We start from the raw sequence: 24,574 nt of genomic DNA on the forward strand, positions 1-24,574 counted from the left end.
AAAGACAGGCCCAGGCATTGCTGGAAGTCACTACGGTTCGCCCGCTTGCCGCCGCCTTCGCCGCCATGAAAACGACGAGCAAAGCGCCCCTGCAAAAGCACAACCTTTCCGCAGCTTCTTAGAAATACCTCCCTGTGCCGACTTTTCCGGTCGGCTTGTATCATCGATTGTGCAAGCTTGCTCAATCGATGAAGCAAGAATTGCCACTTCCGTCGATTGATGTCAAGTTACCGTCAAACGGAGAAGACATTTTGAATCAGGTGAGGCAGACGAAGAGGACGACGATCTATGATCTGGCGGAGCTTGCCGGCACATCGGCGAGCGCCGTCAGCGCAGTGCTCAACGGCAACTGGAAGAAGCGCCGGATCAGTGCCCAGCTTGCCGAAAAGATCATGCGGATCGCCGAGGAACAGGGTTATGCGCTGAACATGCAGGCGAGCCTTCTTAGGCGCGAAAAGTCCCACATTATCGGCATGATCGTGCCGAAATACGACAACCGCTATTTCGGCTCGATCGTCGAAACCTTCGAAGACATGGCGCGTGCGCGCGGCCTCTTCCCGATCATCACCTGCACGCGGCGTGACCCCCAACTGGAGGTCGAGGCGGCGCGCACTATGCTCTCCTATCAGGTCGAATGCCTGATCGCGACGGGCGCGACCGATCCCGACCGGATCACTGAAATGTGTGCGGCGGCCGGCGTGCGCAGCCTTAATCTCGACCTGCCCGGCGCCCTTGCCCCGTCGGTCATATCGGACAATTTTGCCGGCGCGCGGGAGCTGACGCGCCGTATTCTGAAAAACAGCGAGCTGAGGCTCGGGAAGATGGAGCCGTTGCTCTTCATTGGTGGGCGCGGCAGCGACCACAACACGGCCGAACGTATAAGAGGCTTTCGCGAGGCGCATGCGGATCTCGGTGTCGCCGTTCACGAGGAGAATATCCTTGCCTGCGGTTACGCGCCGGAAAAAGCCGAAAAGGCGCTGGACGAGCGTGCGCTTGGCGGCGACGCGCCGAAAGGCATGTTCGTCAACTCGACGATCTCCCTTGAAGGTGTCATGCGCTGGATCCGCCGCTCCGGCCACCTCGACGACCGCAGCCTGGTCCTCGGCTGCTTCGACTGGGATCCTTTCGTCACCCTGCTCGGCAACGGCATCGAGATGGTGCGCCAGGATGTACCGGGCATGCTGACGAAAGTGTTCGAGCTCATCGAATCCGGGGCGAACAAACCTGTCGTCATCCAGGTGCCGCCGCTCATTCCGGAAGCGCAGGAGGCTTAAACGCTCCGCGCTGGCCCAGTCGCTTTGTCGATTCTTCGTTCTGTCGACCGGATCACCCGGACCGATGGTCGTCCACCGTTTGATCGTAAGCGTCGACTTTCTCAATACCCTTGTTTAGTGATGTTGACGCCAGGAAAATCGTTTTCTATGGGAAAGCCGTCGACCCATTGCGGCGGCAACAACAGGCGTTCGGTCATACGAGGTGACCGGACGCTTTTTCATTTGAAAATCAAGCCTATTTCACTGTTTCCGGTGTGAAGCGCGCGTAGAGCGCGTGTCGATTTCCGGGATAGACGAAGCGCACATGCGTCACCGGCCCGGACTTGTTCCAGGTGCGTCGTTCGACGACGAGACAGGCCGTTGCCTCGGGGATGGAAAGCATGGCACCTTCGTCTTCATCGATACCAATAGCAAAGATCTTATGCTCGGCGGCACTCCAGGGAACCTGGCTCAGAAGCCACGGGCCGGGCGCCGTATGCTCGAACTCCTCATTCGCTGCTTCCGGCACGGTTTGAAGGTTGATCAACCTCTTTTCCAGGCAAAATGGCTTCGATCCGGCGTAATGCGTACAGATGACTTCGATGAGGCTGGAATTTTGCTGCAGGTCCAGCATCTGGCGGTCCTGCGCCTGTGCTTTTCTGCGAACGCGCTTTGCGACCTTGTAGGAATAGGCGAGATTGAGGGACTGGACCTCTGCCTTGATATCATGGATCTCAAGCACTGCAGCCTGGGCCTGCGGTTGCATGACGAAACTGCCGGATTTCTTGCGGCGCTCGATGAGACCCGCCTTCACCAATTGGGTCAAGGCCTTGTTCACTGTCATACGGGAACAGTCGTATTGCTTCGTCAGTTCCACTTCGAACGGAATGCGGTAGCCTGGCGGCCATTCGCCCGAGACGATACGGCCCTCGATATCGCTAAGTATACGCTGGTGTAAGGTCGTTTCCTTGGATTCATTCATCGTCGCGCTCCGGCTCTTCTCCCGCTGTACCGCCTGGGAAGCACCGAGGAAAGATCGTCATGCCGCCAACAGCTCGTTCATTGCGGCGATGAAGCGCCGATCGATCAGGTCGCGTCGCAGATGGCGACCGTTTTCGACCTGCTTTCGGCCGAGCGCCCAGACGCTGTCGACCGCCACACCACCGGCAAAGATCCAGTGATCGAGCAGCCGATCCTCGGAAAGGTAGGAAACGGCGCTGCTATCGAGCGATACGATGTCGGCATAGTTGCCGGCGACAAGGCCTGATGGTGCCTTCAGCGCCGCACCGCCGCCTGCAAGCGCCTGCTCGAAGAGGGCCTGGCTGGTGGAGCCACCCGTCGATGCAATGACATTGCGCGCACGCAGCGCCAGGCGCTCGGAATATTCGAGCTGGCGAAGCTCCTCAGCAACGGAAATCAGAATATTGGAATCCGAGCCAATGCCGAAGCGCCCGCCTTCCGACAGGAACAGGGGCGCGGAAAAAGTGCCATCGCCGAGATTGGCTTCAGTAATCGGGCAGAGGCCGGCAATGGCGCCGCTCTTGGCCATCCGGCGCGTTTCGTCGTCGGTCATATGGGTTGCGTGGATCAGGCACCAGCGCTGATCGACCGGCGCATGGTCGAGCAGCCATTGGACAGGCCTTGCGCCGGACCAGGCAAGGCAATCCTCGACCTCCTTGACCTGTTCGGCGACATGAATGTGGATCGGACCATCGCCGGCAAGCCGGATGGCAACAGACAGTTCGTCCGGCGTGACGGCACGCAGACTGTGCGGCGCAACACCAATCTCTGCGCCGGAAAGCCTGCCCGTGACCTGCCGGCAACCATCCATCAGCCGCGCAAAATCATCGGCGGAATTGATAAAGCGGCGCTGTCCCTCGATGGGATCTGCCCCGCCGAAGCCGGAATGGGCGTAGAGCACCGGCAGCAGCGTCAATCCAATGCCGGTTTCAACACTTGCCGCACCGATGCGTTCCGCCATTTCGGCGATATTGGCGTAAGGGCTGCCATCCTTGTCGTGATGCAGATAGTGGAACTCGCCGACGCGGCAGAAACCGGCTTCCAGCATTTCCATGTAGAGCTTGGCGGCCACCGCCTCGACATGGTCGGGCGTCATCGACAGTGCGAACTTGTACATGACTGTGCGCCAGCTCCAGAAGCTGTCATTGGCCGGACCGCGGACTTCGGCAAGCCCCGCCATCGCCCGCTGAAAGGCATGGCTGTGGAGGTTCGGCATTGCCGGCAGGAGAAGAGCATGGCGCTCGTCTCCGCTATCAGGCGCGACATCCGTCTCAATTGCGGCAATCTGGCCGTCTGCGAGCGTCAGGCGCACATTCTTGCGCCAGCCCTCGGCCAGCAAAGCCGTCGCTGCATGAAGTCTTGTCATGATCGCTCTCCCGTTTCATGAGTGACCCGTCCGCTTGTCTTTATGCGAAAGGCCATAAATTTCTACTTGTCACCCTTTCGATTATGTATATACATATTCAACCATAAAGAAAGGCGTAAAGCTGATGAGTGGGAACAAATTTTCCGGATTGGGCCGTAATTCCAGCGCCCGCTCGCTTTGGCGCAATGCGCGCCTGGCGAGCCTGCGAGAGGACCTGCCTGGCCTCGGCATTATCGAAAAAGGCGCCATCGTTTACGAAGGCGGGCGCATCCTTTTTGCCGGGCCGGAAGGCGAGTTGCCGTCCTGGCTGATCGAGACGGCCGAGATTACCGATCTCGAAGGTCGCTGGGTCACGCCCGGCCTCGTCGATTGCCACACGCATATCGTCTATGGCGGCAACCGCGCCCGGGAATTCGAGATGCGGCTCGAAGGCGCGACCTATGAAGAAATTGCGCGTGCCGGCGGCGGCATCGTCTCCTCCGTGAAGGCGACCAACGCATTGTCCGTCGAAGGGCTCGTCGAGGCAGCGCTGCCGCGACTCGACACGCTGATCTCGGAAGGTTTGACCACCATCGAGATCAAGTCCGGCTACGGGCTCAATATCGAGGCGGAACTGAAGATGCTGCGCGCCGCCCGCGCACTTGAGGACATCCGTCCGGTGCGGGTCGTTACCTCCTATCTCGGCGCCCATGCGACGCCCGTCGAATACAAGGGACGGAATCAGGATTACATTTCCGATGTCGTCCTGCCGGGCCTGGAGCGGGCACGTGCAGAGGGCCTCGTCGATGCCGTCGACGGTTTCTGCGAAGGCATCGCTTTCTCGGTCGATGATATCGCACGGGTCTTCGACAAGGCTCGTTCGCTTGGGATTCCTGTCAAGCTTCATGCCGAGCAGCTCTCCAATCTCGGCGGCGCGAAACTCGCAGCCTCCTACGGCGCTCTCTCGGCCGATCATCTGGAATATCTGGATGAGGATGGCGCGCGGGCAATGGCGGCAGCCGGTACGGTTGCCGTTCTGCTCCCAGGCGCCTTCTACGCGATCAACGAAAAGCAGAAGCCGCCTGTCGAGGCTCTGCGGCAGGCGGGCGTCCATATCGCTGTTGCCACTGACTGCAATCCCGGCACCTCGCCGCTCACCTCGCTGCTGCTCACCATGAACATGTCGGCGACGCTGTTCAGGCTGACGGTGGAAGAGTGCATTGCCGGCGCAACCCGCGAAGGCGCCCGCGCCCTCGGCCTACTTAGCGAGACCGGCACGATCGAGGCCGGCAAGTCGGCTGATCTGGCGATCTGGGACATCGAAAGCCCCGCCGAGCTGGTCTACCGCATCGGCTTTAACCCGCTTCACGCACATATTTTCAAGGGCCAGAGGATCGACCGATGACCATTACCCTCCATCCAGGTTCCGTTTCGCTTCGGGACCTCGCGACCATCTACTGGACGGGCGTTCCGGCAAAGCTCGACCCATCCTTCGACGCCGGTATCGTCAAGGCGGCCAACCGCATCGCAGAGATCGCCGCCGGCAATACACCTGTCTACGGCATCAATACCGGCTTCGGCAAACTTGCCTCCATCAAGATCGACAGCGCCGATGTGGCGACACTCCAGCGTAACCTCATCCTCTCTCATTGCTGCGGCGTCGGCGACCCCCTGCCGGAAAATGTCGTGCGTCTCATCATGGCGCTGAAGCTCGTTTCGCTCGGTCGCGGCGCCTCCGGCGTGCGGCTGGAACTGGTGCGGTTGATCGAAGCGATGATGGCGCGTGGCGTCATCCCGGTCATTCCGGAAAAGGGTTCGGTCGGCGCCTCCGGCGATCTTGCACCGCTTGCCCATATGACAGCCGTGATGATGGGCCATGGCGAAGCCTTCTTCGGCGGTGAACGGCTGCATGGCGCAACGGCGCTTGTCAAAGCCGGGCTGCAGCCAGTCGTGCTCGCCGCCAAGGAAGGGCTGGCGCTCATCAACGGCACGCAGACCTCGACGGCGCTCGCCCTCGCCGGCCTGTTCCGCGCCCACCGTGCGGCGCAATCGGCGCTGATTACCGGCGCCATGTCCACCGATGCGGCCATGGGTTCGTCGGCGCCGTTCCATCCCGACATCCATACCCTGCGCGGCCATCGCGGCCAGATCGATACGGCAGCCGCGCTGCGCGCCCTGCTTGATAGCTCGCCGATCCGCCAGAGCCATATCGAGGGTGACGAGCGCGTTCAGGACCCCTATTGCATCCGCTGCCAGCCGCAGGTCGACGGCGCCTGCCTCGACCTGTTGCGCTCGGTTGCCCGCACGCTGGAGATCGAAGCCAATGCCGTGACCGATAATCCGCTGGTCCTGTCGGACAATTCCGTCGTGTCAGGCGGCAATTTCCACGCCGAGCCCGTTGCCTTCGCGGCCGACCAGATCGCGCTTGCGATCTGCGAGATCGGCGCGATCGCCCAGCGCCGTATTGCGCTGCTCGTCGATCCCGCCCTCTCCTACGGCCTGCCGGCCTTTCTTGCGAAGAAGCCGGGCCTGAATTCCGGTCTGATGATCGCAGAGGTCACGTCTGCCGCGCTGATGAGCGAGAACAAGCAGATGTCGCATCCGGCCTCCGTCGACTCGACCCCGACATCGGCCAATCAGGAAGACCACGTCTCCATGGCCTGCCATGGCGCGCGCCGGCTTTTGCCGATGACCGAAAACCTCTTTGCGATCATCGGGATCGAGGCGCTGAGCGCCGCGCAAGGGGTAGAGCTTCGCGCACCACTTGCAACCAGCCCCGAGCTCAAGAAGGCGATTTCCGCCATCCGTGTTGCCGTGCCGTCGCTGGAGGAGGATCGCTATATGGCGAACGACCTGAAGGCGGCTGCCACGCTCATTGCCAGCGGTAGCCTCAACGCATCCGTTTCAAGCGGCATCCTACCCGCTCTGGAGGTCTGACATGTCCGTTTTCGAGGTCAAGCAAGGCACCTCGCCCGTTATCCTCGGCTTCCCCCATACGGGTACCGATGTTCCCGCCGATATCTGGGAGCGGCTGAACGACAACGGCCGGCTGCTTGCCGATACCGACTGGCATATCCACCAGCTTTATGACGGCCTGCTCGACAATCCGACCACAGTGCGCGCCACGTTCCATCGCTATGTGATCGACGCGAACAGAGATCCGTCGGGCACGAGCCTCTATCCCGGCCAGAATACGACCGGGCTGATCCCGGAGACCGATTTCGACGGCAAGGCGATCTGGAAGGATGGCGCCGGACCGACCGAGGCCGATATCGCCCAGCGACTGCGGGATTTCCATGCGCCCTACCACGCCGCACTTCTGGCCGAGATCGAACGGGTCAAATCCATTCACGGCATTGCCGTTCTCTATGATTGCCACTCCATCCGTTCCCACATCCCTTTCCTCTTCGAGGGCAAGCTGCCGGATTTCAATATCGGCACGGATATGGGCAGGACCTGCGATCCGGCGATCGAGCAGGCGACCATCGCCATTGCGTCGACTGCGGCAGGCTATGACAGCATCCTGAACGGTCGCTTCAAGGGCGGCTGGACGACGCGCCATTACGGCAGGCCGGAAACCGGCGTCCACGCCATCCAGATGGAACTCGCCCAATCCACGCATCTTGCAAGCGAAGCGCCGCCCTTCGCCTATGACGGCGAAGAAGCCGACAATCTGCGCATCCATCTCAAATCCATTCTGACGCGGATCGAAGAGATCGCGCTCGGTCTGAAACGCTAAACGAGGGAACATCATCATGACCGTAAACCCGCGCCACAATATCCGCGAGATCCGCGCCCCCCGTGGCAATGAGCTGAACGCCAAGAGCTGGATGACCGAAGCGCCGCTGCGCATGCTCATGAACAATCTCGACCCCGACGTTGCCGAAAACCCGCATGAGCTCGTCGTCTATGGCGGCATCGGCCGTGCGGCCCGCACCTGGGAGGATTTCGACCGCATCGCCGCGACGCTGAAGACGCTGAACGAGGACGAGACCCTGCTCGTGCAGTCCGGCAAGCCGGTCGGCGTGTTCCGCACCCACAAGGATGCGCCGCGCGTGCTGATTGCCAATTCCAATCTCGTACCGCACTGGGCGACCTGGGACCATTTCAACGAACTCGACAAGAAGGGCCTTGCCATGTACGGCCAGATGACGGCCGGTTCGTGGATCTATATCGGTACGCAGGGCATCGTGCAGGGCACTTACGAAACCTTCGTCGAGGCCGGTCGCCAGCACTATGGTGGCAACCTTACGGGCAAGTGGATCCTGACCGGTGGCCTCGGCGGCATGGGCGGCGCCCAGCCGCTCGCAGCCGTCATGGCCGGCGCCTGCTGCCTGGCCGTCGAATGCGACGAGACGCGCATCGATTTCCGTCTGCGCACCCGCTATGTCGATGAAAAAGCCCATACGCTGGACGAAGCGCTGGAAAAGATCGAGCGCTGGACCAAGGCCGGTGAAGCAAAATCGGTCGGCCTCGTCGGCAATGCTGCTGAAATCTTCCCGGAGCTGGTGCGTCGCATGAAGGCCGGCGGCCCGCGCCCGGATATCGTTACCGACCAGACCTCGGCGCATGACCCGCGCAACGGCTATTTGCCGGTCGGCTGGACCGTTGCCGAAGCCAAGGCTAAGCGCGAAACCGATCCGAAGGCCGTCGAGGCCGCCGCCCGCGCCTCGATGAAGGCGCATGTCGAGGCCATGGTCGCCTTCTGGGATGCCGGTGTGCCGACGCTCGACTATGGCAATAATATCCGCCAGGTCGCCAAGGACGAGGGCCTTGAAAACGCCTTCGCCTTCCCCGGCTTCGTGCCGGCCTATATCCGCCCGCTCTTTTGCCGCGGCATCGGGCCGTTCCGCTGGGCCGCCCTGTCCGGCGATCCCGAAGATATCTACAGGACCGACGCCAAGGTGAAGGAACTGCTGCCCGACAACAAGCACCTGCACAATTGGCTCGACATGGCGCGCGAGCGCATTGCCTTCCAGGGCCTGCCGGCACGCATCTGCTGGGTCGGTCTCGGTGACCGCCACCGCCTGGGTCTTGCCTTCAACGAGATGGTCAGGAACGGCGAGCTGAAAGCGCCTGTCGTCATCGGCCGCGACCACCTCGATTCCGGTTCCGTCGCCTCGCCGAACCGCGAGACGGAAGCGATGAAGGATGGCTCGGATGCCGTCTCCGACTGGCCGCTCTTGAATGCTCTTCTGAACACTGCCTCGGGCGCCACCTGGGTGTCGCTGCATCATGGTGGCGGTGTCGGCATGGGCTTCTCGCAGCATTCCGGCATGGTCATTTGCGCCGACGGCACCGATGATGCGGCCCGCCGCCTCGGAAATGTTCTCTGGAACGATCCGGCGACCGGTGTCATGCGCCATGCCGATGCCGGCTATGACATCGCCATCGATTGCGCCAAGGACAAGGGCCTTCGCCTGCCCGGCATCCTCGGGAACTGAGCCATGAAGGTCCTGCGCGCCGCCGATCACAAGCGCATGCCGTGGAAGAACGGCGGCGGCGAAACGGTGGAGATCGCCATTTCGCCTGATGGTGCGGGGCTTGCCGAGTTCGACTGGCGGGTCAGCACCGCAACCGTTGCTTCCGACGGGCCTTTCTCCGTCTTTCCCGGGATCGACCGCACGCTGTCGATCCTGGAAGGCAAAGGTATGCGGCTATTCATCGAGGGGCGTGAGCCGGTGCTCCTGACGCGGGAGAGTGACCCCCTCGCCTTTGCCGCCGATATCGCGGTCTCGGCAACGCTGCCGGATGGCACAATCACCGACCTGAACGTGATGACCCGGCGGGGTGCCGTGAGGCACGCAGTCGCGCGGCATTTCATCGATGGCGAGAAGAGCCTGGCGTCTGCGAAGGGGATTTTCCTGCTCTTTTGCGCCAAAGGAGCTCTGGCGGCGCGAACAGGTGCGCAGAGCATCGAACTCGACGCTGGCGATGCAATACTGCTTGAAGAGAGTGATGGAGGCAGGCTCGATCTTTCGGGCCAGGCGCTCTGCTACGCCATCTCGATCGAGAAGGCGTAAAATCATGAAATCGGTTAGGGAAATCGTTTTTTGAGGATAGTTCCATATACAACTAGCCTATTCCTCAAACATCTTGCCGCTGCGCGTTTCCAACCTGTAGCGGTGTCCGGGATAGACGAGACGAGCGGTCGAAACCACCTGACGGGCCGACCAGGTGCGTCGGCGGATAGCAAGGCACGGCTCATTCTGCAGGATTGTCAGCAGCTTGCATTCCCAGGTGCGCGGCACCACCGCCTCGACGATATGCTCCGATGCGCTGAGCGGCGCCGCCGCCGTCAGATAGGCATTGGGCGTCAGCGTCGAAAAGTCCTGCGCCAGATAGTCGGGCGCCGCCCCCGGATTGACGAAACGGTCTTCGATCTGCACAGGCACGCCATTCTCGTTGTGGACGATCAGCGAGTGGAAAACCGGCGCGCCGATCTCAAGCTCCAGCGCATCGGCAACCTCCGGAGAGGCCGTCTCCTCAGCCAGAACGATAACATCAGCCTCGTGAACATGGCCGCGCTCGGCGATCTCGTCGGCGATATTGCGCACCTCGAAGAGCGCCGAATAGCCCTTGCGTTCCGCGACGAAGGAACCGACGCCCTGGATGCGGAGGAGTTCGCCCTCGTTCGCCAGTTCCCGGAGCGCCCGGTTGGCAGTCATCTTGCTGACGCCGAGCTCCACCACCAGCTCGTTTTCCGAGGGCACGCGGTGTCGCGGCGGCCATTCGCCGCTGCGGATCCGATCGAGAATGACCTGCTTGACGCCGGCATAAAGCGGGCCGCCGTCATTTTCCGCCAATTCGCGCTTCATCTCGCCAGCACGCTTCATTGCCTATTCCCTTTGCACGAATGGAATCTGCCTTTTAAATCGACTTTCCACTTGCATATCACAAAATATCTCATATGGTACCCTATACAACCTGCCGATCCAAGAATGAAACAATGGATCAGGACGGGCAAGCCGGCGAAGATCGGCATTCATACCGCAAGGTCTGTCCAATCTCAGAGGAGATCACATCAATGAAGCTCAGCACAATTCTTCTTTCCTGCGCGATGACGGCAGCCGCCTTTGCGACTCCTGCCTCCGCCAAGGACTGGACGAAGGCGACCATCACGCTCGAAGGCGCCTACGCTCCCTGGAACCTCACCAATGCCGACGGCTCGCTCGGCGGTTTCGAACCGGAACTCGCCAAGGTTCTGTGCGAACGCGCCAAGATCGAATGCACGCTGGTCGCATCCGACTGGGACGGCATGATCCCGGCGCTAAACGCCGGCAAATTCGACGTCATCATGGACGCGCTGTCGATCACCGAAGAGCGCAAGCAGGTCATCGACTTCACCATTCCCTACGCTGCGACGCCGGCCGCCTTCGCCACCGCCAAGGATAGCCCGCTTGCCAACGCTTCCGGCACCGGCGCGACGATCAAGATGACGCCCGGCCAGACCGGGGTGAAGGAAATCGAAGCCTTGAAGGAAGCCTTCAAGGGCAAGACGATCGGCATTCAGGCAGCAACCGTCTATGCCAAGTTCGTCTACGACAATTTCGGCAGCATCGCCGAGATCCGCGAATACAAGACGGGCGCCGACCGCGACCTCGACCTGCAGAACGGCCGTATCGACCTCGGCTTCGACGATGCCGTCTACTTCAACAACGCCTTTGAAGCCGCCAATGGCGCGCTTGCCTTTACCGGTCCGGAAATCGTCGGCTCGATCTGGGGCGAGGGCGAAGGGCTCGGCATCCGCAAGGCCGATACCGACCTGCGCGACAAGTTCAACGAGGCGATCAAGTCGGCCCTTGCCGACGGTACGGTCAAGAACCTCTCGATCAAGTGGTTCAAGGTCGACGTCAGCCCGCAGAACTAAGCGTTCGAGGGAATCCGCGTTCCGTGGTCTCCGCTTTGTAATCGGAGACCACGTGCTATTCTGACCGCCCGTCATCACGACGAAGACAGCGCTGGGAAGGCCCATGGCGACACTCGAACTCATTGGTTTCGGTTCAACCGGATGGGGGGCGTTCCTCCTCCTCGGTGCTTTGCTGACGCTCTGCGTAACCGCGGCGGCGCTGGCGATCGGCGCCGTGCTCGGCGCGATCATCGCGGCGGCGAAACTGTCAGGCAATTTCGTGCTCATCATGATCGGCCACGTCTATACGACGGTCTTTCGCGGCGTGCCGGAACTGTTGATTATCTACTTGATCTATTTCGGCGGCTCGACGGCCGTGACCGCGATCGGCCATTCCCTGGGTTATGATGGTTTTCTCGGGCTACCGCCTTTCGCCACCGGTGCACTCGCCGTCGGTATCATCTCCGGCGCCTACCAAGCGGAAGTCTATCGCGGCGCATATCTCGCCATTTCCAAGGGCGAGCTTGAGGCCGCCTCGGCGATCGGCATGCATCGCGGCCTCAGGTTCCGCCGTATCGTCATTCCGCAGGTTCTGCGCCTTGCCATTCCCGGCCTTGGCAATGTCTGGCAACTGAGCTTGAAGGATTCGGCACTAGTTACGGTCACCGGCCTCACCGAACTGATGCGCTCGAGCTATGTCGCAGCAGGCTCGACTCGCCAATATTTCCTTTTCTATATCGTTGGCGGCGCCCTCTACCTGATCCTCACCAGCCTATCGGACCGAGTTTTTAACGGCGCCGAGCGCAAGGCCAATCGCAGCATGCCGACTGCGGCCATGGGCCAGGCATAGGAGGGACCAGATGGATATCGCCTTCCTTTCAAGCACCATGGTCACGCTGCTCAAAGCCGTGCCGACGACACTTATCCTGTTCTTCCTGTCGATCTTCTTCGGCGGCCTTCTGGCGCTTGTCGTCGTCTCGATGCGCGTCAGTGGCAATCCGATCCTCTCCGGCTTCGCCAAAGGCTACATCTTCATCTTCCGCGGCTCACCGCTCTTGATCCAGATGTTTCTGGTCTTTTATGGTCTCGCTCAGTTCAGTGCTATCCGCAGTTCCTTTCTCTGGCCCTTCCTGCGGGAGCCGATTGTCTGTGCGGTTCTCTCGCTCGCTCTCTGCACCGCCGGCTACTCGGCCGAAATCTTCCGCGGTGGCATTCGCGCGGTCTCGCCGAAGGAAATCGAGGCGGCCCGCGCCATCGGCATGTCGGGCTTCCTGATGGTGCGCCGCATCCTCGCACCGATCGCCTTCCGTCATGCGCTGCCGGCCTATTCGACCGAGATCGTGCTGATGATGAAATCGACCGCGCTTGCGAGCCTTGTGACGGTCTGGGAAGTGACGGGTGTCGCGCAGCGGCTGATCTCCCAGACCTACCGCACGATGGAAGTCTTCCTCTGTGCCGCCATCATCTACCTCGTTTTAAACTTCATCATCCTGCAGGCCATGGCTCTGCTGGAATACTGGCTGTCCCGACATCGCCGCGCCGTTCCGCAGGCTTTGAAGGCTTGACCCTGACTGAACGTGATTGGAGCTTCCATGCCCGGCGTAACCCGACTTTCGGTCCGCAATATCCGCAAGAGCTTCGGCACCCACGAGGTGCTGCGTGGCATTTCGCTCGATGCCGAGGATGGCGACGTGATTTCGCTGCTCGGCGCGTCGGGCTCCGGCAAATCCACCTTCCTGCGCTGCATCAATCTGCTGGAGATCGCTTCCGATGGCGAGATCTGGGTCGATGGCGAACATATCGAGATGATCCACAAGAACGGCAAGACGAAGCCGGCAAGCCAGAAGCAGGTCGACCACATCCGCTCCGAACTCGGCATGGTCTTCCAGTCCTTCAATCTCTGGTCCCATATGACGATCCTGCAGAATGTCATCGAAGGACCGGTGCATGTCTTGAAGCGGCCGCGGGCCGAATGCATCGCCGAAGCCGAAGCGCTTCTCGAAAAAGTCGGCATTGCCGACAAGCGCCATGCCTATCCCGCGCATCTCTCCGGCGGGCAACAGCAGCGGGCGGCGATCGCCCGTGCGCTCGCCATGAAGCCGAAGGTCATGCTCTTCGACGAGCCGACTTCGGCGCTCGATCCGGAACTGGTCGGCGAAGTGCTGCGCGTCATGCGGGCACTTGCCGAAGAGGGCATGACGATGCTCGTCGTCACTCACGAAATGAGCTTTGCCCGCAATGTGTCGAACCGCGTCGTCTTCATGCGCGAAGGGCTGGTCGAAAGCAGCGGCACGCCGAACGAAATGTTCGGCGGCGGCGCATCGCCGGCTTTCCGTCAGTTCATCGGCCATTTCGGAAGCGGCCAATGACCATCACCATCGATAAAGTTGCCGGCTGGCGCGATATCGCACGCGTAGCCGAGGGGGAAACGCTTGCCCTGTCGCAAGCGGCCTGGGATCGCGTTATCAATGCAAGCCGCATCGTCGAGCGGATCGTTGAGACCGGCGTGCGCGCCTATGGCATCAATACCGGCGTCGGCGCGCTGTCAGATACCGTGGTCGACAGAGCCTCGCAAAGCAGGCTGTCGCGCAACATCATCCTCAGCCATGCCGTTGGCGTCGGCGAACTCCTGGCGCCGCGCGAAGTGCGCGCGATCATCGCCGCGCAGATCGCCAATTTTGCCCATGGGCATTCCGGCGTGCGCCCTGAAATCGTCCGCTATCTCGCCGCCTTCCTTGCAAAAGGCTGCATTCCAGACATTCCCTCGAAGGGGTCTGCCGGTTATCTCACCCACAATGCGCACAATGCGCTGGTGCTGATCGGCGAAGGCAGCGCCAGCGTTAATGGCAGCCGCATGAGCGGCCGGGATGCGCTTGCCGCTATCGGTCTCGAACCGCTGGTGCTCGGTGCCAAGGAGGGTCTGAGCCTCGTCAACGGCACCGCCTGTGCGACCGGACTTACAAGCGTTGCGCTCGCCCGCGCCGAGAGGTTGCTCGACTGGGCCGATGCGATCGCCGCGCTCACTCTTGAAGCTGCCGGCTGCCAGATGGCGGCCTTCGACGAAGCCGTTCTGGCGCTACGCCCCTCCAAGGGCATCGCCCATGTCGGCGCTGCGCTGCGCGCCCGACTTGCCGGCAGCGGTCTGGTGGCAACTGCCCTCGGTCGACGAACACAGGATGCGCTCAGCCTACGTTCCATCCCGCATGCCCATGGTGCCGCCCGCGATGTCTTCGATACCGTGGCCTTTGTCGTCGATCAGGAGCTTGCCTCAGTCACCGACAATCCCGCCGTGTCGGGCACGCCGGAACAGCCGATCGTCTCCTCGGAAGCCCACGCCGTGGCACCCGCTCTCGCGCAGGCCGCCGATAGTCTGGCGATGGCGCTTGCGCAGATCTCCGCCATGAGCGAACGGCGCACGGACCGCCTCGTCAATCCGCTGGTGAGCGGTCTGCCGCCCTTCCTGGCAAGCGATGCCGGCAGCAATTCCGGCCTCATGATCGCGCAATATACGGCCGCCGCTCTCGTCAATGAGAACCGGCGGCTTGCCGCACCGGCTTCTACCGATGGCGGAATCACATCCGGCCTGCAGGAGGATTTCCTGGCGCATCCGACAGCCGCCGCCAACAAGCTTCTCGCGCTGATCGACAATGCCGAATATATCCTGGCGATCGAATTGATGGCGGCTGCGCAGGCCCACGAATTCCTTGCCGGCACCGCGTCGAGGGCGACGGGTACGGATGCCATCTACAAGGCCGTTCGCACGATCGTGCCTGCCTATGCCGACGATCGGCCGCTATCGCGCGACATCGAGGCCCTGCGCGGACTGGTCCGTGAGGCCGCAGCACCAGCAATTCCCTGAGGAGACTTCATGACCGCCAGCTTCGACGTCGCCGTTATCGGCCTCGGTGCCATGGGAAGTGCCGCGCTCGCCTTTCTGGCAGCCCGCGGTGTCAAGGCGATCGGCTTCGATGCCTATTTTCCCGCCCATGTTCTGAGTTCCTCGCATGGTGACAGCCGCCTGATCCGGCTCGGCTATTTCGAGGACCCGTCCTATGTTCCGCTGCTCAAGCGCGCCTATCAGAACTGGCGGTCGCTGGAAGCGCGCCTGCGCACCGATATCCTGACGATAACAGGCGTGCTGCAGATCGGCGCGCCCGACGGCAAGGTCGTCTCCGGCACGCGCTCCTCCTGTGACCTGCACGGACTTGCCCACGAAGTGTTCGACAAGGCGGAGATGGCGCGCCGTTTTCCGGCCTTCCAGCTCGATGACCATGAGATTGGTCTGCTTGACCCGCAGGGCGGCTATCTTCGCCCGGAAGCGGCTGTGATGGGTTATCTGAGACTGGCTGTCGAGGATGGCGCGGTCCTGCATTTCGGCGAGAAGGTGACAGCGATCGAACCCGATGATGCCGGGGTGACGATTACGTCCGAGACCGGACGCTATCACGCGGGAAAGATCGTGGTGGCGACCGGATCCTGGATTGCCGAACTCGTGCCCCAACTGAAGCAGGCAGCGGTGCCGATCCGCCAAGTCGTCGCCTGGTATCAGCCGCAGGATGGCTTTGTCACTCAGCCGCAGCGCATGCCCTGCTTCCTGCGGGATGAAGGTGCCGAAGGCTCCTATTTCGGCTTTCCGGCCATCGGCATCGATGGTGTGAAGATCGGCAAACACGCACATTTCCGCGAGCCGATCGATCCCAACCAGCCGAACCCGCCCGTCAACGATGCCGATAGGGCCTTGCTCGACAGTTTTATCAAGAAGCGCGTTCCGGGTGCAGCCGGTCTCCGTATGAAAGAGACGACCTGCCGCTATACCATGCTGCCGAGCGAGGATTTCCTTCTCGACCATGTGCCGGGCGAGAAGAACATTGTCGTCGCCTCCCCCTGCTCCGGCCACGGCTTCAAGTTTACCAGCGTCGTCGGCGAAATCCTGGCGGATCTTGCCGTTGATGGGCAGACCGACCTGCCCATCAACGCCTTTTCCTTTGCCAAGATGTAGAACCGCGGGCGGCAGCTCGCGAGTGGCGCCCGCAGGGCATCGGCGGCTCAGAGTGCCGCCTGGGGGAAGAACTTGTGGACATGCTGCGCAGGTCAGGCAATCCCAACTCGAAAACCGCGGTTCGACAGATCCTGCGTCTATTCCGGAACGAAACCGATGCCAAGGCCGGCCGAGACAAGCGACACCAGCGAGAAGATGTCGTCTCAGTCATGTTCCGTAACGCTCTGGTTGAGGCCGAGCAAATGGGTGCCCGCATCGTTCATATCCAAAATCCTGCTTGTGCCGCATCCGGCGAAGTGAGTCCGGCGGAACGCGCCTTGCCTGCGCGGGATCTCGAATAGTCCCGCGGGGCGTCGTTTAGCAGCCACATCATCGTCGCAATGGCGCTTACGCGCAGGGGATAGCTTTGTCGATGAAGAGGCTACTGCGTTGTCGCGTTATCTTTGATTGTCACCGACAAACGTGACAACGCCACGGAAACTACTTTCCATCAAGCCACTCCTGCAGTTCTGCCTCAGCCCGCTCCAGAGCGCTGTAGTTCAGGAGTTTGCGCAGGAAAGCGACGGTCACGGCGCGGGCGCGGAGATTGAAACGGCCGTCCTCGTGGTCGTCGCCGGCGCTCTGGTAGACGTCGAGCTTGTCGTAGAGTTGCTGTAGGCGGTTCTGTACGCTGCGTAGCGAGAGGTTCCGACGTTTAGCGATGGCCCGGTCCGTGAGGCCCAGCGCGATATCGACAAGGATCTCGTATTCGGAATCGGTGAAGCCGTTCGTCTGGCCGAGGCTCTTCTGCTGCAGACCGCGCACCTCGCGATCGATGACGCACTGGCTCTCGATGAAGATCGAGCGCAATGCAAGCCTTAGCCGTTCGTCTGAGGCGGATTTCAGGACGTAGCCATAGGCGGCGCCATCCGGGACGATGCGCGAGACACCGCGCACATAGGCTTCGTCCGAATAATTCGACCAGAACAGGATGCGGGTCTCCGGCCGCTCCTTCCAGATCGTGCGCGCCGCCTCGATGCCGTTGCGGTTGGCCATCTGCAGGTCCATGACGATATGCGCCGACTTGTGGTCGCGGGCGAGTTTCTCGCCGACAGTGCCGTTCTCCGCCTCGATCACCGTGTCGCATTCCGGCAAGGCCGCGTTGACAGCCTCGTGCAGATAGGACCGGTGCAGTGGGTCGTCCTCGACGATCAGAACCTTCATCACGCCGTTCTCCTCAGTTTGGCCTGCTTGCCGGGTCGTGCGGGCCAAGCGGCAGCACGACCCGCACCGCAGTTCCGCGATTGTTGTGGCCGGGTCCGGTCGTGAAGCGCGCCGAGATCAGCCGCGCACGGGTCTTCATATTGTCGATGCCGCCGCCGATCCGTCCCCGCGCCTTAGCGAGCCCGGTGCCGTCGTCGGAGATTTCGATCGACAGACGCTCGTCGTCCGCCTCGAGCCGCACCATGACGGTGAGCGGGGCGGCATGGCGCACCGCATTGTTGATCGCTTCCTGGGCGATACGGAACAGCGCGACGCTGACGGTCGGCTCCAGTTGCTCCAGTGCGCCATGCGTCTCGTCGACGAGACCCCATTCGATGGCCGATCCGGCATCGCGGGTCGATCGGTCGAGATGATGTTCGATCGCCTGGGCGAGGCCGAAGAGCTGGAGCACGGAGGGTTTTGCCTGCTCGATGATCTGTCGCAGATCCTGCATGCAATGCTGCAAGGAACGGGAGACCGGCTCCAGCGCCTCGGGCGCGACCTCGCCGTTGCGCGACAGCCGGTCGATCCGGCGGGCGAGCCGCGTCAGGTCGGCCAGCGTCTGATCGTGGAGGTCCATGCCGATCCGCTGGCGTTCCTGCTCCAGCGCTTCGGTCAGCTTCAGCGCGCCTTGCCGCAACCCCTCCTCGCGGGCGCGGGCCTCTGCCTCCACGATGGCCGAGCGTTGCGCGTGCTCGGCCGCCCGGAGCGCGAAGAAATAGGGTGTCAACAGGTCGGCAATGATACGGGCGCGTTCGATATCCTCCATCGTGTAAATGCCGGCCTTTTGCGAGGAACAGGAGAGTGCGGCGATGATCGTGCCCTGCACCTTCATCGGCACATGCAAGCGGCTCCTCAGCGACTGTTCGACGATCGGCCGTTTGAACGCGCCCTCGAAGTGGAAACGCGGGTCCGTCATGGCGTCGTCCGTCAGCAGAAAATCCACTTCGCCCCAAAGCAGCGAGCGGATGGGGCTGTTGACGACAGGCGCACCTGCAAGTTCCCCCCAGGCAGTCTCGATGCCTGTCTCGTAAGCCGTGTGGTAGTTGCCGCCTTCGAGCAGCACGCAAACATCGAGATGGTCGTGGGGGATAATATGGGCGACTTCGGCGGCGACGGAGCGGATGGCCGAGCGGAAATCGAGCTGGCCCGCCAGCAGCCGGGAAATGCCGAGATAGTGGTCGAACATGGCTGCGGGTGCGAGATGCAGCATCGTCAATTCCTCCCCGTGACGGCAGCGGGCTCCTCAACCCGCCGCGATCCTTTCCCAGTAAGCGCCGCGGAAGCGCCGCCGTCTTGCGTAAACCCGCAGCTTGTTGCGCAAAACCCGCAAACGACTTGCCGCCTTGCCCCTGTACAGGCCCCGAGATCTCCCGCATCCTGCCCTTACTGAGAGGAGGAAGCTCAGTGCAAGAACAATTTTCACTCGACCCCAAGTGGGACAGGCAGGAGTGAAGCGATCCGCCAACCGGCGATCATGAGGGAGGAAGACATGACAATCCGTAAGATGCTTCTGGCATCGGCCGCTATTGCTTGCGGCGCGCTGCCCGTTTCCGCTTTTGCCGATACTTCGGCCAAGAAAATCGCCCTTTCCAACAACTATGCCGGCAATTCGTGGCGCCAGGCCATGCTGACGAGCTGGGGCAAGGTGACGGGCGAAGCCGTGAAATCAGGCGTCGTCGCGGCAGCCGACCCGTTCACTACCGCTGAGAACCAGGCGACGGAACAGGCCGCACAGATCCAGAACATGATCCTGCAGGGCTATGACGCGATCGTGCTGAATGCCGCTTCGCCGACGGCATTGAACGGCGCGGTCAAGGAAGCCTGCGACGCAGGTATCACCGTCGTCTCCTTCGATGGCATCGTGACCGAACCCTGCGCCTGGCGCATCGCGGTCAACTTCAAGGAAATGGGCCGCAGCGAGGTGGAGTACCTCTCGAAAAAGCTCCCCCAGGGCGGCAACCTGCTCGAGATCCGCGGTCTTGCCGGTGTCTTCGTCGATGATGAGATCTCGGCCGGCATCCACGAGGGCGTCAAGCAGTTCCCGCAGTTCAAGATTGTCGGCTCCGTTCACGGCGACTGGGCGCAGGACGTGGCGCAGAAGGCTGTTGCCGGCATTCTGCCGAGCCTGCCCGACATTGTCGGCGTCGTGACGCAGGGCGGCGACGGTTACGGCGCCGCGCAGGCGATCGCCGCGACCAATCGGAAGATGCCGGTCATCATTATGGGCAACCGCGAAGACGAACTGAAATGGTGGAAGGAGCAGAAGGACGCGAAGGGGTATGAGACCATGTCCGTGTCCATTGCGCCCGGTGTCTCTACGCTCGCCTTCTGGGTCGCCCAGCAGATCCTCGACGGCAAGCAGGTCAAGAAGGACCTCGTCGTGCCCTTCCTGCGCATCGACCAGGACAATCTCGAAACAAACCTCGCCAATACCCAGGCCGGCGGCGTCGCCAACGTGGAATACACGCAGGCGGACGCAGTCAAGGTCATCGAGTCGGCAAAGTAAATTTCCCGGTGACTGGCGCGCGGCCGCAAATGGCTGCGCGGCATTCTTTGCAAAGCAGATGTGGCAGGCAGCATGAATGAGGTTTTGCAGGCGGTGATCGCCGTCGATGGCGCCAAGGTGAGCTTCGGTGCGGTCAGGGCGCTCGACGGCGTGACGCTCCGCGTCATGCCGGGCGAATGCGTGGGGCTTGTCGGCCATAATGGCGCCGGCAAATCCACGATCGTCAGCGTGATCAACGGCGGTCTCACGCCCCACGAGGGAAGCATTGCGAGCGACGGCGAGCGGCTGGAGCGTTACGGCATCAACGCGGCGCGCGCTCGCGGCGTGCGCTGTGTCTTCCAGGAACTTTCGCTCTGCCCCAATCTCTCCATCGTCGAGAATACGCGCATCATGCACCGCGATCTCGGCGGCTTCGGCTGGCGCAAGCGCGCCGCGAAAATTATCGAGAAGAGCCTCGATATGGTCTTTCCCGGCCATGGCATCGCCAGCGGCCGGGTCGTTGGAGATCTTTCGATCGCCGAGCGGCAGATGGTCGAGATCGCCATGGCTTTTTCCGACGCCGGCATTGCGCCGCGGCTGGTGATCCTCGATGAACCGACCTCGTCGCTCGATGCAAGTCTTGCCCGTCAGATGCTCGGTCATGTCCGCCGTTTCGTCGCCGCCGGCGGCTCCGTTATCTTCATCTCGCATATTTTGCACGAGATCCTCGAAACCTCCGACCGCATCGTCGTCATGAAGGACGGCCGCGTCGTCGCCGAACGTCCGGCGAACGGCTTCGATCACCACGGCCTCGTGGAAGCCATGGGTACCGTCGCGAAGGAAGAGACCGGCCAGCGCTCGGCGCGCGAACAATCCACCGCGCCGCTCATTCTGTCCCACCAGGCGGCGGGCCTTGCCTTTGCGGCGCGCCAGGGCGAGATCATCGGACTGGCGGGGCTGGCGGGCCACGGGCAGACCGAGCTGTTGCTGGCTCTCCATGCCGCCCAATCCGGTCACTGGCTGCCTGAGCGCGACCCGCTCGTCACCTTCGTCGCCGGCGACCGCCGCCTCAACGGCGTCTTCGAACTGTGGAGCATCCTGCGCAACTTTTCCATCGCCTCGCTTGGTGACCTGTCGCGGCGCGGCCTCATTCTCGCAAACGAGGAGGAAGCCAAGGGCGCCGACTGGAAGCGGCGGATCGAGATCCGCACGCCCGATATGGCAAACCGCATATTGTCGCTTTCCGGCGGCAACCAGCAGAAGGTGCTCTTTGCCCGCGCCCTTGCGACACGCGCGCCCGTTGTCCTGATGGACGATCCGATGCGCGGCGTCGACGTCGGGACGAAGCAGGAAGTCTACGCCATCATCCGTGAGGAAGCCGCGCGCGGCCGTACCTTCATCTGGTATTCGACCGAAATGGACGAGATCCGTCTCTGCGACCGCGTCTATGTCTTTCGCGAAGGCCGCATCAAGGCCGAACTCGCCGGCGATGCCGTCAACGAGACGAATATCATCGCGGCCTCCTTCGAAGGGGTCGCCGCATGACGTTCCGGCTCTCGTCCGACGCCATGCGTCTCACCATTCCCGCCTTATCGCTGACCCTGCTGCTCGCCGCCGTTTTCTGGCTGCAGCCGCGTGCCATGAGCTATGTCGGGCTCAACCTGCTGTTCAATCTGGCTGTGCCGATCGCGCTAGCGACGATCGCCCAGATGCTTGTCATGGCGGTCAACGATCTCGATCTGTCGATGGGCACCTTCGTCAGCTTCGTCGCCTGCGTGAGCGCGACCTTTCTGCGCGATGATCCTGTAATCGGCGTCCTGATCCTTGCAGGCGCAATCGCAGCCTATGCGGGCCTCGGCGTCATCATCTACCTGCGCGACCTGCCGTCCATCGTCGTCACTCTCGGCATGAGCTTCGTCTGGGGCGGCCTTGCCGTGCTGCTGCTGCCAGCGCCGGGCGGGCAGGCGCCGGATTGGGTGCGCTGGCTGATGACCGTCAAGCCGCCGCTGGCGCCGATGGCGATCGTCGCCAGCATCATCATCGCCGCCGTCGCCCACCTTCTCGTCATGCGCTCCTCACTCGGCGTACTGATCCGCGGCATAGGCGGCAACCAGCGCTCGGTCGAGCGCGCCGGCTGGTCGATCGTCGCCGCCCGCGCCGCCGCCTATGGGCTGGCCGGCCTCTTCGCGGTGCTTGCGGGTATCGCCCTCGTCGGTCTGACGACGTCAGCGGATGCGAATATCGCGCTGCGCTACACGCTGCTGTCGATCGCCGGCGTGATCCTCGGCGGCGGCGAATTCATCGGCGGCCGTGTCTCCCCTGTCGGCGCCGTCATCGGCGCGCTCACGCTGACGCTCGCCGGCTCCTTCCTGTCCTTCCTGCGCATATCGCCCGACTGGCAGATCGGAGCCCAGGGCGCGATCCTGATCATCGTCCTCGCGCTTCGCCTGATGCTGAACCGCCTGGAGAAACGGGAGAAACGTCGCCGATGACCCCTCTCCTCAGCCTTTTCGGCAAACCCTGGATCTGGTCATGGCTTGCCGCCTTCGTCGTGTGGTTCCTGACGATCATGGTGACGCTCGGCGCCAGCACGCTAGGCCTGTCGCAGGCAGCCCTCACCTTCGCGGCCTTCTCGGTCATCGTCGGCATCGGCCAGATGTTCGTCATCACGCTCGGCCCCGGCAATATCGACCTCTCGGTTCCCGCCACCATGACGCTTGCCGGCACCGTGGCGCTGAAGCTGATGAACGTTGAAAACGGCATGATACTGCCCGGGCTTCTCGTCGCCATCGTCATAGGCCTCGTCGTCGGCCTCTGCAACTACGCGCTCATCAAGGCGCTGCGCATTCCGCCGATCATCGCCACGCTTTCCGTGAGCTTCATCGTACAATCGGCGGCGATCTGGACGAACCGGGGCTTGCGCATCAAACCTCCGAGCGTGCTGGCGGAATTCACCACGTCGAACACGCTCGGCGTACCCAACGTCGCGATCGTTGCTCTCCTGGTCTCGCTCTTCGCCTGGTTCCTGCTGGAGAAGACGATTTATGGGCGCTGGATTTCGGCGATCGGCCAGAGCATGCCGGCCGCGCGCATGGCCGGGATACCGGTTGATGGCACGCGCTTCGTCACCTATCTCTTCTGCGCCGTGCTCGCATCGGTCGCAGGCTATCTGCTCGCCTGCTTCTCCGGCGGGGCGGCGCTCAACATGGGCTCGGAATATCTCTTGATGTCGATCGCCGTCGTCGTGATCGGCGGCACGGCGGTCGCCGGCGGCGATTCCAACGTGCCGGGCATCTGGGGCGCATCGCTCTTCATGTTCCTTGTTGTTTCCATGCTTAACACCTACGGGGTCGGCGCGGGCATCCGCCTCATCATGACCGGTCTCATCATCATCAGCGTCATCATGCTCGCCGGCGGCCGTCGGGCCGGCATGCGATAATTGGGAAGACCGCCATGGCCGAGGCCAGCACCTATGAAATCTATGATCCGCGCTTCCGGCAGTTGATCGTGACGAGCGCCGGCCTTGACGAACTCTATTCCGGTTGCCGCTGGGCGGAGGGTCCCGTCTGGTTCAACGATGCCAACCAGCTGCTGTGGAGCGACATTCCAAACCAGCGGATGCTGCGATGGACGCCCGAAGGCGGCGTCTCCGTCTACCGGCAACCCTCCAACTTCACAAACGGCCACACGCGCGACCGGCAGGGCCGGCTCATCTCCTGCGAGCATGGCGGACGCCGCGTCACGCGCACCGAGATCGATGGATCAATCACCGTGCTCGCCGACCGTTTCGAGGGTACGCCGCTCAATTCGCCGAACGACGTGGTGGTGAAATCGGACGGCACGATCTGGTTCACCGATCCCACCTACGGCATCATGTCGGATTACGAAGGCTACCAGGCCGAGCCGGAGCAGGCGAGCCGCAACGTCTACCGGCTCGATCCCACGACTGGGGAACTTGCGGCCGTCGCCACGGATTTCATCCAGCCGAACGGCCTTGCCTTCTCGCCGGACGAAACGATCCTCTACGTTGCGGATTCGGCAGCAAGCCATGATGAAAGCCTGCCACGCCACATCCGGGCGTTCGACGTGGAGGACGGCAGACGACTCGCAAACGGCCGCGTCTTCTGTCTCATCGACGCAGGCATTCCCGACGGCATCCGTACAGACGTGAACGGGAACCTCTGGTCGAGCGCCGGCGATGGCGTGCATTGCTTCGACCCGACGGGCACACTGATCGGCAAGATCCGTGTACCGCAGACCGTTGCGAACCTCACCTTCGGCGGACCCAAACGCAATCGGCTGTTCATCGCGGCAACGCGCTCGCTCTATTCGCTCTACGTCGCCGTGACCGGCTCTCAGCTGCCGTAAGGTCAGATGT

22 protein-coding genes and 1 pseudogene are annotated in these 24,574 nt (G+C 62.2%); 17 read left to right on the forward strand and 6 right to left on the reverse strand.

Going from position 1 to position 24,574, the window contains the following annotated elements:
• The first annotated feature begins 251 nt into the window (after window positions 1–251).
• Window positions 252–1,274: a LacI family DNA-binding transcriptional regulator gene (locus tag FHT82_RS02445; protein WP_183725982.1), complete on the forward strand. Its 1,023-nt coding sequence runs from the start codon at window positions 252–254 to the stop codon at window positions 1,272–1,274.
• Window positions 1,275–1,509: 235 nt separating this feature from the next.
• On the opposite strand, the gene hutC (FHT82_RS02450) is transcribed toward FHT82_RS02445, so the two are convergent.
• Complete coding sequence (gene hutC / locus FHT82_RS02450) at window positions 1,510–2,235, reverse strand: histidine utilization repressor (protein WP_183725984.1); 726 nt, start codon at window positions 2,233–2,235, stop codon at window positions 1,510–1,512.
• 57 nt (window positions 2,236–2,292) lie between these two features.
• Window positions 2,293–3,639 carry a formimidoylglutamate deiminase gene (locus FHT82_RS02455; RefSeq protein ID WP_183725986.1) on the reverse strand — a complete coding sequence of 449 codons (1,347 nt, stop codon included), beginning with the start codon at window positions 3,637–3,639 and terminating at the stop codon, window positions 2,293–2,295.
• A 124-nt stretch (window positions 3,640–3,763) separates the two neighbouring features.
• Here FHT82_RS02455 and hutI point away from each other — a divergent pair, with 124 nt between their 5' ends.
• Genes hutI through FHT82_RS02480 form a run of 5 tightly spaced genes read left to right on the forward strand, consistent with a single transcriptional unit; the run spans window position 3,764 to window position 9,641 of the window.
• Entirely contained in the window at window positions 3,764–5,023 is a 1,260-nt protein-coding gene (hutI, locus tag FHT82_RS02460; RefSeq protein ID WP_183725988.1) for an imidazolonepropionase, read from the forward strand.
• Window positions 5,020–6,555 (forward strand): histidine ammonia-lyase, encoded by a 1,536-nt coding sequence (gene hutH, locus FHT82_RS02465; protein ID WP_183725990.1) that lies wholly within the window; start codon window positions 5,020–5,022, stop codon window positions 6,553–6,555. Before hutI ends, hutH (FHT82_RS02465) begins: the two co-directional genes overlap by 4 nt.
• A gap of 1 nt (window position 6,556) precedes the next feature.
• Window positions 6,557–7,357 (forward strand): N-formylglutamate deformylase, encoded by an 801-nt coding sequence (hutG, locus tag FHT82_RS02470; RefSeq protein ID WP_183725992.1) that lies wholly within the window; start codon window positions 6,557–6,559, stop codon window positions 7,355–7,357.
• A 16-nt stretch (window positions 7,358–7,373) separates the two neighbouring features.
• Window positions 7,374–9,062, forward strand: coding sequence for a urocanate hydratase (gene hutU, locus FHT82_RS02475; RefSeq protein ID WP_183725994.1), 1,689 nt, complete (start codon window positions 7,374–7,376; stop codon window positions 9,060–9,062).
• A 3-nt stretch (window positions 9,063–9,065) separates the two neighbouring features.
• A complete protein-coding gene (locus FHT82_RS02480) occupies window positions 9,066–9,641 on the forward strand; it encodes a HutD family protein (protein WP_183725996.1) in 576 nt (191 codons plus the stop codon).
• Window positions 9,642–9,698: 57 nt separating this feature from the next.
• Here FHT82_RS02480 and hutC (FHT82_RS02485) read toward each other — a convergent pair whose 3' ends face one another.
• The gene (hutC, locus tag FHT82_RS02485; protein ID WP_183725998.1) at window positions 9,699–10,454 is read right to left on the reverse strand and encodes a histidine utilization repressor; all 756 of its coding nucleotides are present in this window, start codon (window positions 10,452–10,454) and stop codon (window positions 9,699–9,701) included.
• A 191-nt stretch (window positions 10,455–10,645) separates the two neighbouring features.
• Between hutC (FHT82_RS02485) and FHT82_RS02490 the strand changes: the two genes are divergently transcribed.
• The 6 genes from FHT82_RS02490 (at window position 10,646) to solA (ending at window position 16,466) form a co-directional block, all read left to right on the forward strand.
• Entirely contained in the window at window positions 10,646–11,488 is an 843-nt protein-coding gene (locus FHT82_RS02490) for a transporter substrate-binding domain-containing protein (protein ID WP_183726000.1), read from the forward strand.
• A 103-nt stretch (window positions 11,489–11,591) separates the two neighbouring features.
• Complete coding sequence (locus tag FHT82_RS02495; protein WP_183726002.1) at window positions 11,592–12,317, forward strand: ABC transporter permease subunit; 726 nt, start codon at window positions 11,592–11,594, stop codon at window positions 12,315–12,317.
• Window positions 12,318–12,327: 10 nt separating this feature from the next.
• Entirely contained in the window at window positions 12,328–13,032 is a 705-nt protein-coding gene (locus tag FHT82_RS02500) for an ABC transporter permease subunit (protein ID WP_183726003.1), read from the forward strand.
• A gap of 27 nt (window positions 13,033–13,059) precedes the next feature.
• Window positions 13,060–13,836 carry an ATP-binding cassette domain-containing protein gene (locus tag FHT82_RS02505; protein ID WP_183726005.1) on the forward strand — a complete coding sequence of 259 codons (777 nt, stop codon included), beginning with the start codon at window positions 13,060–13,062 and terminating at the stop codon, window positions 13,834–13,836.
• A complete protein-coding gene (gene hutH, locus FHT82_RS02510; RefSeq protein ID WP_183726007.1) occupies window positions 13,833–15,326 on the forward strand; it encodes a histidine ammonia-lyase in 1,494 nt (497 codons plus the stop codon). Before FHT82_RS02505 ends, hutH (FHT82_RS02510) begins: the two co-directional genes overlap by 4 nt.
• 9 nt (window positions 15,327–15,335) lie before the next feature.
• Complete coding sequence (gene solA, locus FHT82_RS02515) at window positions 15,336–16,466, forward strand: N-methyl-L-tryptophan oxidase (protein ID WP_183726009.1); 1,131 nt, start codon at window positions 15,336–15,338, stop codon at window positions 16,464–16,466.
• A 140-nt stretch (window positions 16,467–16,606) separates the two neighbouring features.
• Here the strand turns inward: solA and FHT82_RS30230 are convergent.
• The 3 genes and pseudogenes from FHT82_RS30230 to FHT82_RS02530 all read right to left on the reverse strand — a co-directional run.
• Window positions 16,607–16,669 (reverse strand): annotated as a pseudogene (locus FHT82_RS30230) (transcriptional regulator); the annotation flags it as partial.
• A 277-nt stretch (window positions 16,670–16,946) separates the two neighbouring features.
• Window positions 16,947–17,669 carry a response regulator transcription factor gene (locus tag FHT82_RS02525; RefSeq protein ID WP_183727232.1) on the reverse strand — a complete coding sequence of 241 codons (723 nt, stop codon included), beginning with the start codon at window positions 17,667–17,669 and terminating at the stop codon, window positions 16,947–16,949.
• A 13-nt stretch (window positions 17,670–17,682) separates the two neighbouring features.
• Complete coding sequence (locus tag FHT82_RS02530; protein WP_183726013.1) at window positions 17,683–18,921, reverse strand: sensor histidine kinase; 1,239 nt, start codon at window positions 18,919–18,921, stop codon at window positions 17,683–17,685.
• Between the two features lie 279 nt (window positions 18,922–19,200).
• Here FHT82_RS02530 and FHT82_RS02535 point away from each other — a divergent pair, with 279 nt between their 5' ends.
• The 5 genes from FHT82_RS02535 to FHT82_RS02555 all read left to right on the forward strand — a co-directional run bounded on the left by FHT82_RS02535 (window position 19,201) and on the right by FHT82_RS02555 (window position 24,564).
• The gene (locus FHT82_RS02535) at window positions 19,201–20,217 is read left to right on the forward strand and encodes an ABC transporter substrate-binding protein (RefSeq protein ID WP_183726015.1); all 1,017 of its coding nucleotides are present in this window, start codon (window positions 19,201–19,203) and stop codon (window positions 20,215–20,217) included.
• A gap of 72 nt (window positions 20,218–20,289) precedes the next feature.
• On the forward strand, window positions 20,290–21,741 hold the full coding sequence (locus tag FHT82_RS02540; RefSeq protein ID WP_183726017.1) for a sugar ABC transporter ATP-binding protein: 1,452 nt from the start codon (window positions 20,290–20,292) through the stop codon (window positions 21,739–21,741).
• Entirely contained in the window at window positions 21,738–22,688 is a 951-nt protein-coding gene (locus FHT82_RS02545) for an ABC transporter permease (RefSeq protein ID WP_183726019.1), read from the forward strand. The genes FHT82_RS02540 and FHT82_RS02545 overlap by 4 nt, the downstream gene beginning before the upstream one ends.
• Window positions 22,685–23,635, forward strand: a complete 951-nt coding sequence (locus FHT82_RS02550; protein WP_183726021.1) for an ABC transporter permease — start codon at window positions 22,685–22,687, stop codon at window positions 23,633–23,635. Before FHT82_RS02545 ends, FHT82_RS02550 begins: the two co-directional genes overlap by 4 nt.
• Window positions 23,636–23,649: 14 nt before the next feature.
• Window positions 23,650–24,564, forward strand: a complete 915-nt coding sequence (locus FHT82_RS02555) for an SMP-30/gluconolactonase/LRE family protein (protein WP_183726023.1) — start codon at window positions 23,650–23,652, stop codon at window positions 24,562–24,564.
• The last annotated feature ends 10 nt before the right edge of the window (window positions 24,565–24,574 follow it).

Origin of the sequence: Rhizobium sp. BK275 (assembly GCF_014193555.1) — a bacterium.
Taxonomy (GTDB): domain Bacteria; phylum Pseudomonadota; class Alphaproteobacteria; order Rhizobiales; family Rhizobiaceae; genus Rhizobium.

Bases quoted from the DNA above. Each gene is read 5' to 3' on its own strand.
- FHT82_RS02525 (WP_183727232.1), bottom strand. From the start codon at position 17,669: ATGAAGGTTCTGATCGTCGAGGACGACCCACTGCACCGGTCCTATCTG.
- hutH (WP_183726007.1), top strand. From the start codon at position 13,833: ATGACCATCACCATCGATAAAGTTGCCGGCTGGCGCGATATCGCACGC.
- solA (WP_183726009.1), top strand. From the start codon at position 15,336: ATGACCGCCAGCTTCGACGTCGCCGTTATCGGCCTCGGTGCCATGGGA.
- FHT82_RS02550 (WP_183726021.1), top strand. From the start codon at position 22,685: ATGACCCCTCTCCTCAGCCTTTTCGGCAAACCCTGGATCTGGTCATGG.
- hutG (WP_183725992.1), top strand. From the start codon at position 6,557: ATGTCCGTTTTCGAGGTCAAGCAAGGCACCTCGCCCGTTATCCTCGGC.
- FHT82_RS02500 (WP_183726003.1), top strand. From the start codon at position 12,328: ATGGATATCGCCTTCCTTTCAAGCACCATGGTCACGCTGCTCAAAGCC.
- FHT82_RS02555 (WP_183726023.1), top strand. From the start codon at position 23,650: ATGGCCGAGGCCAGCACCTATGAAATCTATGATCCGCGCTTCCGGCAG.
- hutI (WP_183725988.1), top strand. From the start codon at position 3,764: ATGAGTGGGAACAAATTTTCCGGATTGGGCCGTAATTCCAGCGCCCGC.
- FHT82_RS02535 (WP_183726015.1), top strand. From the start codon at position 19,201: ATGACAATCCGTAAGATGCTTCTGGCATCGGCCGCTATTGCTTGCGGC.
- FHT82_RS02545 (WP_183726019.1), top strand. From the start codon at position 21,738: ATGACGTTCCGGCTCTCGTCCGACGCCATGCGTCTCACCATTCCCGCC.
- FHT82_RS02530 (WP_183726013.1), bottom strand. From the start codon at position 18,921: ATGCTGCATCTCGCACCCGCAGCCATGTTCGACCACTATCTCGGCATT.
- FHT82_RS02495 (WP_183726002.1), top strand. From the start codon at position 11,592: ATGGCGACACTCGAACTCATTGGTTTCGGTTCAACCGGATGGGGGGCG.
- hutH (WP_183725990.1), top strand. From the start codon at position 5,020: ATGACCATTACCCTCCATCCAGGTTCCGTTTCGCTTCGGGACCTCGCG.
- hutU (WP_183725994.1), top strand. From the start codon at position 7,374: ATGACCGTAAACCCGCGCCACAATATCCGCGAGATCCGCGCCCCCCGT.
- FHT82_RS02490 (WP_183726000.1), top strand. From the start codon at position 10,646: ATGAAGCTCAGCACAATTCTTCTTTCCTGCGCGATGACGGCAGCCGCC.
- hutC (WP_183725984.1), bottom strand. From the start codon at position 2,235: ATGAATGAATCCAAGGAAACGACCTTACACCAGCGTATACTTAGCGAT.
- FHT82_RS02505 (WP_183726005.1), top strand. From the start codon at position 13,060: ATGCCCGGCGTAACCCGACTTTCGGTCCGCAATATCCGCAAGAGCTTC.
- hutC (WP_183725998.1), bottom strand. From the start codon at position 10,454: ATGAAGCGTGCTGGCGAGATGAAGCGCGAATTGGCGGAAAATGACGGC.
- FHT82_RS02480 (WP_183725996.1), top strand. From the start codon at position 9,066: ATGAAGGTCCTGCGCGCCGCCGATCACAAGCGCATGCCGTGGAAGAAC.
- FHT82_RS02540 (WP_183726017.1), top strand. From the start codon at position 20,290: ATGAATGAGGTTTTGCAGGCGGTGATCGCCGTCGATGGCGCCAAGGTG.
- FHT82_RS02455 (WP_183725986.1), bottom strand. From the start codon at position 3,639: ATGACAAGACTTCATGCAGCGACGGCTTTGCTGGCCGAGGGCTGGCGC.